The 15,444-nt window shown below is 41.7% G+C and carries 20 protein-coding genes and 1 pseudogene; 3 read left to right on the forward strand and 18 right to left on the reverse strand.

The genetic code is table 11. From position 1 onward, the window contains the following. Positions 1 to 18 precede the first annotated feature (18 nt). The 12 genes from PAV_RS21100 to PAV_RS21145 all read right to left on the reverse strand — a co-directional run bounded on the left by PAV_RS21100 (position 19) and on the right by PAV_RS21145 (position 7,703). Positions 19 to 429: a hypothetical protein gene (locus PAV_RS21100; protein ID WP_005549675.1), complete on the reverse strand. Its 411-nt coding sequence runs from the start codon at positions 427 to 429 to the stop codon at positions 19 to 21. 59 nt (positions 430 to 488) lie between these two features. Then, entirely contained in the window at positions 489 to 1,007 is a 519-nt protein-coding gene (locus PAV_RS21105; RefSeq protein ID WP_005549679.1) for a DUF6886 family protein, read from the reverse strand. A 126-nt stretch (positions 1,008 to 1,133) separates the two neighbouring features. Further along, positions 1,134 to 1,676 carry a hypothetical protein gene (locus tag PAV_RS21110; RefSeq protein WP_005549681.1) on the reverse strand — a complete coding sequence of 181 codons (543 nt, stop codon included), beginning with the start codon at positions 1,674 to 1,676 and terminating at the stop codon, positions 1,134 to 1,136. 78 nt (positions 1,677 to 1,754) lie between these two features. Further along, positions 1,755 to 1,967: an NUDIX hydrolase gene (locus PAV_RS21115; protein WP_005549682.1), complete on the reverse strand. Its 213-nt coding sequence runs from the start codon at positions 1,965 to 1,967 to the stop codon at positions 1,755 to 1,757. Positions 1,968 to 2,001: 34 nt separating this feature from the next. Next, positions 2,002 to 2,556: a GNAT family N-acetyltransferase gene (locus PAV_RS21120; protein ID WP_005549684.1), complete on the reverse strand. Its 555-nt coding sequence runs from the start codon at positions 2,554 to 2,556 to the stop codon at positions 2,002 to 2,004. Positions 2,557 to 2,618: 62 nt separating this feature from the next. After that, positions 2,619 to 2,747 carry a hypothetical protein gene (locus tag PAV_RS36965; RefSeq protein WP_268594685.1) on the reverse strand — a complete coding sequence of 43 codons (129 nt, stop codon included), beginning with the start codon at positions 2,745 to 2,747 and terminating at the stop codon, positions 2,619 to 2,621. Positions 2,748 to 2,749: 2 nt separating this feature from the next. Continuing rightward, positions 2,750 to 2,920 (reverse strand): hypothetical protein, encoded by a 171-nt coding sequence (locus PAV_RS34835; protein WP_157267070.1) that lies wholly within the window; start codon positions 2,918 to 2,920, stop codon positions 2,750 to 2,752. Positions 2,921 to 3,136: 216 nt separating this feature from the next. Beyond that, positions 3,137 to 3,340 (reverse strand): DUF4177 domain-containing protein, encoded by a 204-nt coding sequence (locus PAV_RS21125; protein WP_005549687.1) that lies wholly within the window; start codon positions 3,338 to 3,340, stop codon positions 3,137 to 3,139. A gap of 131 nt (positions 3,341 to 3,471) precedes the next feature. Further along, positions 3,472 to 4,146: a helix-turn-helix transcriptional regulator gene (locus PAV_RS21130; RefSeq protein WP_005549689.1), complete on the reverse strand. Its 675-nt coding sequence runs from the start codon at positions 4,144 to 4,146 to the stop codon at positions 3,472 to 3,474. Positions 4,147 to 4,485: 339 nt separating this feature from the next. Beyond that, entirely contained in the window at positions 4,486 to 5,808 is a 1,323-nt protein-coding gene (locus PAV_RS21135; RefSeq protein WP_005549691.1) for an aromatic amino acid transport family protein, read from the reverse strand. A 361-nt stretch (positions 5,809 to 6,169) separates the two neighbouring features. Further along, positions 6,170 to 7,060, reverse strand: coding sequence for an L-serine ammonia-lyase, iron-sulfur-dependent, subunit alpha (gene sdaAA, locus PAV_RS21140; RefSeq protein WP_005549692.1), 891 nt, complete (start codon positions 7,058 to 7,060; stop codon positions 6,170 to 6,172). Between the two features lie 22 nt (positions 7,061 to 7,082). Next, positions 7,083 to 7,703 carry a serine dehydratase beta chain gene (locus PAV_RS21145; protein ID WP_005549693.1) on the reverse strand — a complete coding sequence of 207 codons (621 nt, stop codon included), beginning with the start codon at positions 7,701 to 7,703 and terminating at the stop codon, positions 7,083 to 7,085. Positions 7,704 to 8,551: 848 nt separating this feature from the next. Here PAV_RS21145 and PAV_RS21150 point away from each other — a divergent pair. Continuing rightward, positions 8,552 to 8,752: a PAS domain-containing protein gene (locus PAV_RS21150; protein WP_005549695.1), complete on the forward strand. Its 201-nt coding sequence runs from the start codon at positions 8,552 to 8,554 to the stop codon at positions 8,750 to 8,752. Here PAV_RS21150 and PAV_RS21155 read toward each other — a convergent pair. After that, the gene (locus PAV_RS21155; protein WP_202950506.1) at positions 8,749 to 10,149 is read right to left on the reverse strand and encodes a transposase; all 1,401 of its coding nucleotides are present in this window, start codon (positions 10,147 to 10,149) and stop codon (positions 8,749 to 8,751) included. The genes PAV_RS21150 and PAV_RS21155 overlap by 4 nt on opposite strands. Before the next feature lie 175 nt (positions 10,150 to 10,324). On the opposite strand from PAV_RS21155, the pseudogene PAV_RS37725 reads away from it, so the two are divergent. Beyond that, positions 10,325 to 10,507: pseudogene (locus PAV_RS37725) on the forward strand (PAS domain-containing protein); the annotation flags it as partial. Between the two features lie 30 nt (positions 10,508 to 10,537). Then, a complete protein-coding gene (locus tag PAV_RS32560; RefSeq protein WP_005549697.1) occupies positions 10,538 to 10,831 on the forward strand; it encodes a helix-turn-helix domain-containing protein in 294 nt (97 codons plus the stop codon). 279 nt (positions 10,832 to 11,110) lie between these two features. Here the strand turns inward: PAV_RS32560 and PAV_RS21165 are convergent, their stop codons facing one another. The 5 genes from PAV_RS21165 to PAV_RS21185 form a co-directional block, all read right to left on the reverse strand. Further along, positions 11,111 to 11,662 (reverse strand): GNAT family N-acetyltransferase, encoded by a 552-nt coding sequence (locus tag PAV_RS21165; protein ID WP_040736473.1) that lies wholly within the window; start codon positions 11,660 to 11,662, stop codon positions 11,111 to 11,113. Positions 11,663 to 11,722: 60 nt separating this feature from the next. Further along, a complete protein-coding gene (locus PAV_RS21170) occupies positions 11,723 to 12,361 on the reverse strand; it encodes a histidine phosphatase family protein (protein ID WP_005549701.1) in 639 nt (212 codons plus the stop codon). A gap of 253 nt (positions 12,362 to 12,614) precedes the next feature. Then, the gene (locus PAV_RS21175; RefSeq protein WP_005549702.1) at positions 12,615 to 13,418 is read right to left on the reverse strand and encodes an AAC(3) family N-acetyltransferase; all 804 of its coding nucleotides are present in this window, start codon (positions 13,416 to 13,418) and stop codon (positions 12,615 to 12,617) included. A 442-nt stretch (positions 13,419 to 13,860) separates the two neighbouring features. Next, positions 13,861 to 14,535, reverse strand: coding sequence for a carboxylesterase family protein (locus PAV_RS21180; protein WP_005549704.1), 675 nt, complete (start codon positions 14,533 to 14,535; stop codon positions 13,861 to 13,863). 47 nt (positions 14,536 to 14,582) lie between these two features. Beyond that, entirely contained in the window at positions 14,583 to 15,404 is an 822-nt protein-coding gene (locus tag PAV_RS21185) for a GNAT family N-acetyltransferase (RefSeq protein ID WP_005549705.1), read from the reverse strand. Positions 15,405 to 15,444 lie beyond the last annotated feature (40 nt).

The following is a 15,444-nucleotide window of genomic DNA, read 5'->3' on the forward strand; positions in this document are numbered from 1 at the left end:
AAGTTCGAGCCAAATCATCTATTGGCGAAACAACCTGATTTGCGTTCGAAGCTGCACGAGCATGATTCCAGTTATCGTTCCAAAAACTAGGCTGATTAGCGACAGCGGCAACCCGACAAAAAGTATCAGCATGCCTAATGCCGGATCGTCTTCAGGGGCATTCACAACGTTAAGATTGATAATCAGTTGGAGTCCAACCATCCATACGATAAACCAAACGATATAAGCAACTGATGAGATTAGAAACTGCCTCCATTGTCCCTTTGACACGAGCATGGTAACTGACGCTGTGATTGCCGTTACTATAATAAAGCCATACATAAGTACGGAACCGAGCGAATTCTCGTCAGCCAAAACCATAAATCTGATGTATTGAAGACTTGCGATAACATGCAGTAAGGCTGGCAGCGTGCGCAACAACCATTTCACCTGGTACCCGTCCCCCCAATCATAACATAGCCTTATGTATCAGGAGCATATCCTGTACGTTATTCAGCGCCTAATGGCTTGGCATGATGAAACCGAATCATAGAGAAAGCATCAATTGTAGATGCGAGTACTGCACTGCAAATAGGATGCAAATTCGGTGTAAACCGCAATTCCACCCCAGCTCGTACGATGTGCTGAATGAGATTAGTCATCGGCTCTATCTGAATGGGCTCGACCGTTCGTTCCGAAATATAGTATCCAGCATTCGCATCTAATAACTGAAAGGTAGAATCTTCAAACGTATATTTATAGATCGTGGTATTGCTTATCTGCTCAAGCCAGTCATTCTCAACTACGATAATTTTGTTTGCTACTGTGTGACCAAAGAATCTCGCTTCATCTTCCGTACTCATCTGGTCCGATTTTGCATAAATGACTCTAGGACAATCTCGGGGCAAATAATAGTGAACCGCATTTTCCTCATTTATCGCCCATACTGCCGGCGGAATATGCGATTGTTTGGCTGGACGCGGTACAAATGTGGAAATGGTTGAGTCTTCACTAAAATGGTATAACATCGCTGATCTCCTTCATATGATCTAGTAGTTCACGTACTATTTATAAATCTATTCTTGTTGCCTGTTTATCACCGATACCTCCTGACTTCATACACCCGCTCATTGTAAACAACAACGATCACTCACTTATTTGAATGTAGTATGATTGTTCACTTCCAACTCGATCAGTTCAACATGCTCCTCACCATAACTATCCGACCAGCGAAATTTGACATAACTGCCAGCGAAGTCATCCTTCGTCATGCTCCGCTCGAATTCAGTGGGCTTCCTTTGAATGGAGCCCAAGTGATCCAATTCCGATAAGATATGCACTCTGCCGTTCGTAGCTAGCATTCCACTCGTAAGAACCCCCTCTTCGCGCTCCCCGTGCTTCTCGTAATATTCAATATAGAACGATGAGGAATCCTTAATATCCTTGGTGTCACCCAAGTAAGTCAATGTAGCTGATCCCCTTCGTATCGAATTGGGCGTTCGCATTACCTGATAATGACGAAGCTGCCAGTGCTCTGACTGCCCCTCTAACTCAAACACATCCATCGTTGGCTGTACAACCGCCTCTTTTTCTTTCTCTTTCTCTTTCTCTGTCATAAGACATCCTATCGTGATCAAGTTTGTAATAAGCAAAATAAGCGCTATCCCCCATGCTAACTTAGAATGACGCACGCTCATGCTCTACCTCCTTGTTCCTTTGGTCTATTCTTCTATTACCACTTCTGAATATATCCCGCCTTGCGCAAATACATCTCATTAGAATGGATTCAAATCTGGAATCGGCTCATCAAGAGAGAAATACTTCACATCTAAACCCTCAAGATCATTAACAACCGGAATCCCCTGAACACCCAAAGCTTCATATACAGCAATTACATTGTAGGCTTGCCAAATATGAACATTTATTCCCAAATGGAGTGCGGCCATTATCCTAAAAATACCATGCGTTGTAAAGACGAAAAAAGCCATCCTTCCTCCGATAAGAAAAGCTGGCTGTTAGGGTCTAATTTGCATTTACGTAGTAGATGAGATGATCTGTCCACGCGTCATTCTCATAAATGAAACCTTTTCGGATACACTCAAACTTCATTCCAACCCCTTCTGCACATTTGATTGAAGGAGTATTCTCCAGGTTAATATGCGCCTCAATGCGATGGTAATTAAGTTTGTCAAACGCAAAAGTGATTGCTGCAGCTACAGCCTCTTTTCCATAACCCCTTCTCCAGTATTGATTATGAATCATATAACCTAATCTAGCCCATTGAAAATCATCCCGCAATAGCGTAGAAAAATCGATGGCCCCTACATGGGCGTTGTCTTCTTTTCGAAAGATGCCGAAAAAATATAGTTTATCTTCGGAAGCCAATCTTTGATGATTGTCTATCTCGAGTCGAAACCATTCTTCGGTGTATCTGCTCATCTCAACTTTGCCATCATCATATTTATGTTGTGCCGGCATCCTATTTTCATACCCAGCTAGCCAAGCGGAATAGTCTTCACCTTCAAGCGGTCTAATAACGAGCAGTTCTGACTCGATGCAGCAAGTGAATTTTTTCAACAAAACACCTCATCTTCAATCTTCAATCTTCAATCTTCAACGATGATTTTGATATAAAAATACTATTTCTTCACGGTATACAGATAATTTTTGAGCATATCTCTGCACTGATCGTTCTTAACGAGCTCTTTTTCGACAGCCATCCCAAGATTGCTTGCCACTCGCTGTGAGGCCATATTATCCAAATCCATACTCATACTCTTGATAGCGCGCGATTTGCCGAACCAACCATGGCAGACCAGAACCGCCATGGAGCATAAGCAGGATAGGAAGACCTTTGTTCGGTTCCACCGATCCGAACCTGCTCAATCTTATTGATGCCAGTATGAGAAATGTTGAACTCTCTTTTTGCTAACCATTTCAAAGAGCTCCTCCTTGCAATCAGTGCGTTTCACGCCAACGATACCAATAATTTTGTATGTAAGCTTCTCATCGAGATGCAAGACCTGCCAAGCATTCAATGCCATTTCTTAAAGGTGCTTGTTCCATTTTCTCCCCCTCCAATGAACGTTAGGCTGGATTCTACTAGCAGGCCCAGAACGGGATTGAATGAGAATCCAGTACTGGGCCAGTATGTACCTTATAAATAAACTTTGCGCTTGAATACTGCAATGATATCTCTGGACTGACCATTGGTGGTGCTTGTGTCGAAGCAGGACACTAACTCCCATCCTTCGTACCCCGCCTCATTCAGCATTTGCTCGAAGCCATCTTCATCGACCTTACCGCCCAGAAACCCGCCTGTCTTATACTTCATCGTTCGATATTCCCATTTGGTATCCAATGATATCATCTCCTACAATAACCATAATATCTGTCGCTATCATTATATCATGTTGCTTTGTACTGATTGTGACACAAGCACCAATCAACAAAAACCGGTAGACGAAGGTCATAAGCCTTGTTTACCGGTTTTCAGGTTTCCTTCTCGTTTTTGGGAGTATGATTGCGCAAATGCAAATAAACGGTATGTTTCGAAATTTTCAACATATTTGCCACGATAGTAGCCGCATCTCTCATATTAAACACTCCCCGATCATACAAAAGACCGATAATGTGCTTATTTCGATTTGCATGCGATATGTCAGGAGAAGCATCCACCGCTTCAATCGTCAGCTCTATCATTTCAAGAATCATATCCTCAATGGATGATGCAAAATTCTCCTCCTGTGCTCTTATTTCAAGACCCGCTTGCGGTAAAAAAGTTTGAAGAAATCCAGAAAACGATTCATCCAAGTTTATGTTAATGCACATAAAACCAATAATTTTGCCAGCTTCACCACGAATGGCTATCATACTTGATTTCATTGAGCGGTTGTTCTTGCTTTTGGTAAAATAACTGATCGCTTGCTTTGCTTCAGAGCACTTAATCTCACTCAACATCTGCAAGGCCATATTCGTAATCGGGACTCCTAATTCTCTGCCCGTATGATGCCCGTTCGCGATTTTGATGACGGTATTTTGATAGTCTTCCAAGCTATGCAGTACAATCTCGCTGGCATCTCCCAAATAATCGGCCAAGCCTTCCACGATGGAGTAATAGGATTGCAATATCGCCCGATCATATTCCGTAAAATTCTTATTCTTCATCGTTGGTAATCCTCCTTTCTATGAATATAGTTGCCAATAGAACTGATTGACTCAACATTTGTTCATTTAATTAACCAATTTATCAGTCCGTTCGGAAAAATGTAAAAGAGGCTCCAAAGTCAGCTTGGGCAGAGCCTCTTGTCTAAGTTATTCCCTTACCCAGTAGCATGAACGAGTACAACTGAAAAACTCCAGCTAAGACGGAATATTCATGCGACTAGGTTAAAGCCCCGATTCATCTCATGATTGAAATCACGAATGAATCGACAAATCAAATAATAAGAGAGCTTTCTTAGATGGCAATGACAAGCCACCTGATCAAGCTCTAAAGATATTAAATTAGAATAATGCTTTCAAACTTGCTAGGACAGTGAGAATGCCCACAACAGTGACAAAAACATTGCTAAGTTTTCCTTTGTATTTAGCTAGTGCAGGAACTTTATTGATCGCATACATTGGCAAGAGACACAAAATAGCAGCAACTAGCGGTCCGCTGAGAGTATCTATAATTCCAAGAATGCTTGGATTTGCATAAGCGGCATACCAGCATGTTAATACTACAAAAACAAGAATCGCTCTCTTAACTGTTTTTTCTTTTAGGTCTTTTCCGCGCGATTTACCGGCCGAGATAATCATGTCACGCATTACCTCGTATACTCCTACATAATGGCCAAGAAAGGACTTTGTTACGGCCACAAACGCAATAATAGGAGCTGCAATCGCGATTAGAGGCGAATTAAGCCGATTGGCAAGGTATGAAAGTATTGATAAATTCTGTTCTTTTGCCATTACAAGATCATCTGGAGTCAAACTCAAGACACTGCTCCAAACAAAGAACATAACAACTATGAAAGTCATGATATAACAAACTTTTTGTATTTGAGAACATTTGGCGTCAGTAGCTTGTATTCCATAAGTTTGTCTCTGTTTCATAACAAATGACGATATCATAGGAGAATGATTAAACGAAAATACGATAATCGGCAAAATCAACCATATCATATTGAAGTATCCTCCTACTCCTGTTGGAGCAGTAGAAACACTTGAAAAACTAAGCATCGATGTATTCCACTGTGGAATTAAAGATATTGAGATAAAAAGCAGCGAAGCTATAAAAGGATATACTAGCATACTCATTACCTTTACAGTAATATCTTGACCAAAATTCAGTATAGCTATAAGACCGAGTACTAATACAAGCGATAAAATGGCTCTTGGCGGCTCATTCATGTGCAATTGATTCACGATAAAACTGCTTGCAGTATTTGTTAGTGCAACCGAATACATCAGCACGATAATATAAATCGATAAGAAAAATACGATGTTAAATATTATACTTGCCTTATTACCGAAATACTCTCTTATCGTACCTGTAATCCCTTCATCAGCAGAATTGGAAGCGTATATCATTTTAGCAAGCGCCCTATGCGAGTAGTACATGACAGGGAATGCAAGTATTGTAATTAACAATAATGATAATAAACCTCCTGCTCCCGCATTAATAGGTAAAAAGAGTACGCCTGCTCCAATTGCTGTTCCAAAAAGGCCCAATGCCCAGGTGGTATCTTGCTTGTGCCACTTTTTAGGATCTGGATATTTTTCGATTTTCCCTGTAGTATCTTCAGCAGTAAATTCAAGTTTTTCCGCTGTATTCCCATTCATATGATAATTCCTCCTTTGTATACTGGTTAACTACTTTATCATTTCCTCTCCTTTAAAAAAGCAGATTCACTCCAGATTGCTTCCAGGATGAACCTTTTTGTAGCAACAATAGACATACTGCTGTAAAGATCAAATCTTAAGTTGTTTGCGTTTACAAAACCAATTAATTTAATATATTACATTATATAGCAATGATAGATATCGATTTACACTCCTCTCATCCTTGCAAGAGCATTGGAGAATGGGTCTTAACAATTGTTATCTTTTTCACAAAGTATAGTTTGTAATCTTATTTTGAGCTATTAGCTCTTACATTTCAATATAATTATTATAATTTTTTTACTATATTTATATTTTAATCTTATTTTCTAGTAACCTTTTCTTCGAAAATTTTGTTTTTAATAGCAATTCCTGTGGGGGTGGCTGCAATTCCGCCTAAACCTGTCTCTCTTAATTCGCGAGGCATCTGTCTTCCTACTATGAACATCGCTTCAATTACTTCATCAGCATTGATGATGTTGGTTACGCCCGCTAATGCAATATCCGCTGCTACTAAGGCATTAGCCGTTCCAATAGCATTTCTCTTTACACAAGGAACTTCTACCAAGCCTGCAACCGGATCACAAACTAAACCGAGTAAATTTTGCAGTGCAGTTGAGAAAGCGTCAGAAGATTGCTGAGGTGTTCCTCCGGCAGCTTCTACTGCTGCTGCTGCTGCCATTGCTGAGGCACTACCTACTTCAGCTTGACATCCTCCGAAGGCTCCGGAAATACAAGCATTATTTGCTACTATCATTCCTAATAAAGCTGAAGTGAATAGAAAATGAACCTTGTCTTCATGACTTAACTGTAAACTATCTTGAATACTAAACAGTACTCCCGGGATTGTCCCACTTGCACCTGCAGTTGGAGTTGCACAAATAACTCCCATCGACGCATTTACTTCATTAACTCCGATAGCGTTTTGGACCCCAAGCATCATCAAATCTCCAGAAAGGGTTTTTCCACTTTCACGATATTGTTTTATTTTAACAGCATCCCCTCCGGATAAACCAGTCGGAGAAAAAACTCCGTTGCCCTCAGCGCTTTTCTTTACAGCATTCTCCATAGTCACTAAATTTCTTTCCATTTTCTTCCAAACTTCTTCATAAGAAGTTTTAGTTTGCTCGATTTCCTGCTCGATTGCTAATTCATAAATTGGCTTTTTCCTTTGATTAGCTGCATCGATAATTTCCTTTATAGTCATGTACATAAATTTCTCACCCCTAATCTAATTAAAGAATAATGATATTAGCTGCACTGCTAGAATTTCGCAATTCCTTCTGAACATCACTAGATAATTGAGAATCCACATCAAATTGATATAAATATTTCCCTGACTTTTCCAAACTATTAAAATTGTTAATTTCCACATTATATTGTTTAAAGATCCTGCGTAATATAAATTCAAGGTCATCCCTCTCGGAAATCGCTATAATAACCGGCAATGGCCCTTGAAGATGTAAGCTAAACCCATCAATTTCTATATGTTTAATTTCGATTAATCCGCCACCGACTGAAGTTCCCATTGTTCTAATACTTCGATTTTCATCCTCCAGATAAATATCTGCAGTATTCGGATGACCGGCAGGACTATCACCTGCTTCTTCTAAAAATGTAATGTCAATTCCTTTAGATTCTGCTATTTCAATAGCATCAGGTACCCTACTATCATCGGCAGCAAATCCTAATATACCGGCAATAATTGCAAAATCAGTTCCGTGTCCTTTATGGGTTTCAGCAAATGATTCATAATACTTTACTACAACTTTTTTGGGAAGACCTTGAAATAATTTATTGGCAACTGTTCCAATAGCTAAGGCACCTGCAGTATGTGAACTGGAGGGGCCAATCATAATCGGGCCAATCACATCAAAACAACTTTTGTAATTAACAACCTTTTTTCTTTAACAGGTACTAATTTCATGTTCATATAAGTTTCCTCCCCATAGTTGCCGTACCAGTTACTAGTATTACCAATCTAAAATAAGTTGTAATTATTCCAGTAATTAATCTGCAATAACTTGTTTCAAAAGTAGGGACCGGACTACGATAATGTCAGCTTGAGTAAGAGGTTCAACAGCGACAGAAACTTTAATAACAGTTATTACTAAATCTCATTTTCCGGTGTCATTCTAACTAAAGGAATAATAGCGCCATGTAAGGGTTTTCAAAAGTAACACTAAGAATCATCAATTCCTTTCTTAGTACTAATTGATATTGAATACTTGGATAAATTATCGTTGCAATCAATGCCATCAAAACAACGATCATTTTCTAATCCTTCTCAATAAATTGAAATAATTTATTACAGTGATTATTTTTTATTACTACACAGACAGAGTACCACATAGATAATCGTGAAGTCAAACAAATGATAATAAATTATTTTTATGGTAATTTATTATTACAAATTTAATTTTTTCTCCCTTTTAAAATTCTACAAAACTTGTTATAAGTTATATTAGGGTTATCTATTTTGGATGCTGGCTTCTTCATTAAACGAAATCCTTGTCGCTAAAAGACCGAAGTTTGGTTGGCTATAGCAGAAAAAAGAAGAATGCACCCATGTACGAGAAGTAAAGCGCATCTTTTATCGAAAGGGATGAATAAATTTTTACTCAACCCTGGAATTGAATATGAATTCGCAAGCAATTTCATAGTGAATAAAATTCAGGAATAACGGATAAGGAGGAATACTTAAATGGATAATGAACTATTTCGACACTACCAAAATATAATGAATTATTTCGGGGAAATTTTGGGGTCTAATTATGAATTTGTATTACATGTTTTAAATCCTAATGGGGGCTCTCGTATCGGTCACATAGTCAATGGAGACTTAAGTGGAAGATCTTTAAATGGCCCTTTAACTGACTGGACAGTGAAAAGTTCTAACGCTTAAGAAGCCAGAAAATCGGCAGCAGAATCAGGTGTTTCTTGCTTGGAACGAATTATTTGGGTTATGGATAAGTGTGGATTTTGGGCAAACAGGCGAAAAATCGACTTGCGCAAATAAGCCGCTACCGTCGCTTCCGAGACGATGGACTTGGACGGTGTACGCAAATAGCGGAAGAACAGCGCAGGCGTTTTACCGGAAAAGCGTAAAGCGATCAACTGCACGATGCCCGTGGCGATGACGCTGCACATCACGAAGCCTTCGACGGCCTGAAGGGTCAACCGAATCCGATGCCGATCCGACTCGCTCTTCACTTGCTCCAGCGGATCGCTTTCGCCTTTGCGGCGGTAACGATTCAGCTTGGGCATCGATGCGCTCCAGAAGCGATAGCCGAATGCGCCGATCACTTGCTTCATTTCCCGAAACGTACATTCGATCTTGAACCGGTAGCCGTACAATTCGACGATCTCCGCGGCCGTAAGCGACAGATCGGTACTGACGAGAATGGCAAGGCGGTCACCGTGTCGAACGAGAACAAAGCGCAGTTTCTGGTAGAGGCCTTGCCCCCATAACAAATCCAGGCACAGGAAGGAAACGATCTCTTCCTTGCCGTAGAGAGTCACGGTGGCGGTTTGAAAATCGGCTGCGCGCGTTTGGAACAACTCAGCCAGCTTCAGCATCTTGCCTTTCTTCGGCGGACGACCGGGCCCCGACTTCTTCGGTGCAGGCTTTTCGTAGGCAACTGCATTCATTTTGGCTTTCGTAACGATGTGCATGGATCCATTGCCTTCGGCCAGCCGCTGCAGCGCGGGGATGGACAGGAAATACCGGTCCAGCAGGAGCAACGCTCCGCCGAAGGTACGCGCGGCGACGAAGGCCTGCTCGATCAGCTGCACAACATGGGAGCCATGGCGCTGCTCAGCATCGCCCGTCCAGTTGAAGATGGCTTTCACACCGTCCTGCAAGTTTATGAACAAGGGCAGGCAGAACCACTTGTGCCGTGTGCCCGCCAGAATGCCGATGGCGCCAAACAGATGACCGAAGATGTATTCGCCCTTGGAGACATTTTCGGATTCCTGATGCAGCTTCTTCACGCCCGGCATATGCCGTCCTTCCTTGGCCTGCTTCACGCCGTCGCCGACGAACACAACCCTTCCGCGCACGCGCATAAGCGGGGCCGAGCGGTTAACGACTCCCTGCCAAGCAAGCCGCATTGAATCCAATGACCATGCGGAGGAACGAAAGAAATGAAGCATCGATTCATAATGACGCGGATCGAGCGTCAGATCCCGGACGATGGAAGTGACACCGAGATGATCGGAACGGACCATCAAACCGACAACGATGACTACGAACCACTCGAAGGCGGCGGCGCGCGAGAAACAAGCACGAAAGGCAGACAAAATCTCATTTATAAATTTCAACATGGTATGGTCGGTCGCGACGAAATCGGGTAAACTAACAGAGTAACCCTTTCTGCGATCTGATCTCCTTTCTGACTTAGGAACCGTAAGGATACCACAGATTCGTCCGATTGGGTTATTTTTCTATGCGATCATTTTCAACGAGAACTTTTAACTGTCCAGAACTGACTATGCAAAAAAATTAATCAACGAAAAAGTATATTTAAATAAGGATTATGTTGTAGATTATATTGGAGAAGGACCAAGAGGTAAAAAATTCCGTTCATCAACTTTATTTATAAAAGATCGTGAAGGTCAATTACAAGGTCTTTTATGTATAAATTTTGATGCGGATGCCTATAGGAAAGTTGCAAAGGATATATTAAAATTGGCCAATCTAAGTTCAGATATAGAACTAATTGAACAGGAAACTGACCAGGAACAACCTATTGAGAAACTTACCGATAATATTCGTAATATCATCTATGCAGTAATAGATAAAGATATATTAGAATCCGGCGCTCAGTTATCACCTGAACAAAAGAAACTTGCTATTTTAAAATTAAAAGAATATGGGGTATTTGAAGTTAAAGGTACAATAAATGAAGTTGCTGAAATAATGGGAATGTCGGAATCAAGTGTGTATCGTTATCATCAAATGATATCTCGCAACGACAAGTAGCCCCAATCGAACCAAAACAATAAATCGAGCAATACTGTTTCTAGTAATCTAAAAATGGACCACAGTAGTTTGAAAAGAGGAGATTAAGAAACGAATAAAAGCCTTGGATCAATCTGAGGCCACTGAAGCACTTTCGTTTTCCTAAACCAAATTAAAATAGAGCGAAACAAAAGACGACTATTATTCTATTTATGGGAAAATAGTCGTCTTCCTATTACAGCTATAATCTCACTATAATCTCTGATCGACCTCATGATATCAATAGTGCTTCAAATTAACTTACTTTGCTGAGTTACAATATCTCTCCCGATATTCACGTGCCAGCATACTCATCATAATTGAATCGTGGTATTTGTGATTGTAGTACAGCGCCTCTCGCTGAACTCCTTCTTGAACGAATCCAATTTTTTCATACGCTCGAACCGCTCTTGCATTGTATGAAAATACAACCAATTCAATTCGATTGAGGTTCATCATTCCAAAGCCATAATCCAACATGAGAATCATCGCCTCTGAACCGTATCCTTGTCCACAGTCCTCTTCCGCAAATATCGCAATGCGTACGTGGCCGCTCCGATTCGATGAATCCATATCCATAATCGCAATTTCTCCGATTGGCCTGTCATCATCCTGCAGCGCTATAACAAATTGAATTCGTTCGCCATCCGATGCGATTCGCTCCAAATAGCTCTGCAGAACTTCTTTAGAAAACAACTTCTTCGTACCTGTCAATCGGCTTGACTCCGTTAAGAGCATCGCCTCATAGTACCATTCCACATCATCGCCTGAAAATGGACGCAAGTATATTCTTTTCCGGTTATACCTTTGCATGAATTGTGCATTATGCTTCACCGTCTTTGCCTTTGCTTAAATTTGAAATAGACAAAATATTTAATCTTGCAAGATAGTTTTATAGTGACTCGTATCTCCGTGCCGCACAATGACGACCTTTTCCCCTTCTAGCTCAATCTCTACCTGACTTAAACTTGCGGGCTGAATATATGGCGGATCCCAAAGTGCCTCGGACAGACGATGCTCAAAGTAGGCCATGAGCGTTTTGACGACCACAGTATGTGTAACTACTAGAATCGATTTGCCTGGATTGTCAGCAATAATAGATTGAACGTAAGGCAGTACCCGATTGCGAAGCTCTTCGAACGTTTCGCCATTCTCCGACTTGTACGCAGCCGGCTCATACCAGAATGCTTCAAACTGCTCTGGATAGGTGCGCTCCAGCACCGCTGCAAGCTGGCCTTCCCAATCTCCCAAATGTAATTCCTTCAGTGCATCACTGCTGATCATCGGGATATCCCGCTCCCCGCGAATGAGCCGTGCCGTCATATCTGTTCTGCCGCTGCTGCTGGCATAAATGCAATCAATCGGGGTATCCTTCATCGCTTCACCTAGCCATTGTGCCTGACTGACTCCAAGCGTTGTTAATGGCGAATCCATATGACCCTGCATGCGTCGTTCAACGTTCCATTCCGTTTCCCCGTGGCGGACAATATATAATGTCGTCTTCTTACTCATGAGATCACTCCTATTCGTAAGCAGTTACTTGCTCAAAAATTCCTTTTTCCAAATAAAGCTACATCGGCCGTATACCCAATGCATATCGAAATCGGTACGACAGTAATCTGGCAGAAATATAGCATAACCCGATCTGAGATATTCATTATCCTGGATCGGGCTATTCACAAGTCATTCCATTATTATACATATGAGTGCAGCATAAGAGGTTACAAATTCGTTGTTAGGAGGTACAACAAGCTTGTTCGCTCGCTCAGCGACGATTTTCCTCCATCCACTGAACGGCATAATCAACGAGCTCTCGGACAGGCATTAGCAATGCATCTGCATTTGCTATTTTCCCGCTGCGCACATAACCAGTATCACGGGCAAAATCAGCCCCAAGCTTTTCAAAGTCATCGGTATTGAAGTCTACATCTTGATACGCTACCCATGATTTTACACCGTCTACTAACATGGGGGCTTTCGAATTTATAACCTGCTTGCCTGTATAGTTAGCACGATACTCTGCCAAATGAATAGACGTGTTATTGCGATGCCCAACGCCCAGCAGCATGACACAACCATTGAGCTCATACAGCCTAGCTAATGGAGACTGCTCACCCAAACTGTAATTGAGACTGTGATTCGCAATGATCCGCTCCTGGTTCGATCCCCATGCAGCAAAGGAAACCTGTGGATGGCAGCTCCGCACAACCCCGCCCTGCTTCCGAAAAAGCTCCGGTATAAGCCCCATTTCCAAGCACGGTGTAAACGCACTATCAAATGCTGGCATATGTTCCCGAATCGGTTCCCACCAAGATTCCTGAACTGGTGGGCATCGCCATGTCGATGGATCTGATAAATCCACAGTATGTGTAGGCATGACAAGAGTTCCCTGCTCACCCAGCCGTTCTTCTAGCGCCAATATGACAGCTGACGCGCCGCCCGCTACCCAACCGCCTAATGATTTCATAGAGGAGTGCAGCAAAAGATTCATTCCCGGCTGCACGCCTAATGCCTCTAAATCTTTGATTAACGTACCGATCGTAATTAGTTCCCCGCTCATGACTTCCATTTTAACTCCACCTTATCTCTATATTGTTGATTAGGCGTTCGGATATAATAATACTATCTTCCATTTGCTATCCGCCTCTAGTACGAGTAAGTAATAGGAGACATTTTTTAATATGAAACGGTTGCCCCCTGGGCTCGTTTGAAAACCGTTATTCTACACAAGCTCTAATAAATGATACATATCGTAGCAAAATGACCGCTTTCTCGGTGAATAATTATGCATCAGCGGTGCTTCGTTGCCTGCTTGCTCTAATATTCGTCATCCATGATTCAATCTTCTTACATCTAGTTCATGCTGCTTGCTCCAGCACTAATAAATTGAATGACTAAGCGCTGTTCAAGGTCTTTAAGATTAACTTCCTTTGACATGGTCTCACTCCTTTATAGAAGTCTTGTCTTCGAAATAATCCTACAGCCGAAAGAGATCACTCATGGTCGATGAATTATGAATTCGTTTTATTCGCAGGCTTGGAATGGCTTAATAACCATTGATATAATTCTGGATTATTATAAGTTTTCGTCCACGAGTTGTGTTTCGTATTCGGATATACGGTAAGTTTCGCACTGCCGCCACTTGCTTCGACTGCTTTTACCATCTCTTGCGCCTGTTTAACCGGAGTAACATCGTCATTTTCTCCATGGAATGCCCATATCGGCGTATGTTTAAGTTGCTTGCTCTTTTCGAGATTTCCGCCACTGCATATCGGAGCTATAGCAGCGAATTTATTCGGATAATCAGCTGCCAGGTTCCATGCCCCGGAGCCCCCCATACTTAGGCCTGTGACATATACTTTACTTTCATCAATGTTGTGTGTTGCAATCAATTCATCCAACATGGCAATGACAGCGTCTGTCTCCATTTCCCACATCGAATTTTGCGGACATTGGGGTGACACGATAACAAAAGGAAATGCCTTGCCGTTGTCAATCAAGTACGGAGGTCCGTGCCGCTTGACCAGCTTAATATCGTTCTCTCTTTCCCCTGCACCATGCAAGAATAAAAGCAATGGCCACTTCACTGACTTATCGTCACCATACTTATCAGGCAGGTACAACAAGTAATGAATATCTACCTGCTTTCTGATTTCACGCTGCAGTCTGTGCTGGACTTGATTCATCAACAATTCTCCCTCCTCGGTTTACATAATAGGGAACACGTTGCCTATTAAAATTTATATCTATAGCCTCTGTAACTCATTTCTCTTTGGAACCCGATTCGCTCTGCAATTGCATTCGATGGCTTATTCGATGCTGTACAGTCCCAGCATATGCATTGCCCCTGGGAAAATAAATGCTCCACATAGGTACGAACTGCAATCTGCGCGAGCTTACGGCCACGATACTGGTCAATTGTGACAATTCCTAGCGCATGAATATGACGGTATCGAAAGCCGGTAATACACAAACTTGCGACAGAATGATTGTGCATCACACAAAATCCACCGCCGTCTTGTAGAAACCGTTCCGTAGATTCCCAATAGTCCAATACTCTTGATTCAAGAAATGAATGGTTCAGGATGCTCTTATTTTGCAGCAGCTCCTTCGAAACCTGAACAATCTCATATTCACCGTCAGGCAATTGGATCGCTTTATGCTTATAATCCGGCAACATTAGAGATCGTACATAAGATATCCATGAGGACAGTTCCCGATCTGCAAACATTTGCTCAATCGCTGTATTCCAACTCGGATGAGTGCCAATGCATTCCGCCCACTTGAGCCCTAATTTAAGTGCTTCTTCACGTATTACTTCATCCATATAAACTTTTATGCCCCTATTGAAGGACGAATTACTAGCGTCACCAACAAATAAAAAACCGTCTAAATTGCCCTGCCATATTAAAGCGGACTTCGGCGTGTCCGCATGATCGACAAATATTCTGCCAGGATTGTTGCCTGCTACGATTGCCTTCGACTCCAGCATCATTGTGCAATTTACAAGATCTGTACATTTATAAAATTGATCGCGTTCCAGCTCAACTATCATACTTCTTCTTCCTCCCGTTGGAAATGATACATTCCTAACA

It is taken from the genome of Paenibacillus alvei DSM 29 (assembly GCF_000293805.1).
GTDB classification, from domain to species: domain Bacteria; phylum Bacillota; class Bacilli; order Paenibacillales; family Paenibacillaceae; genus Paenibacillus_B; species Paenibacillus_B alvei.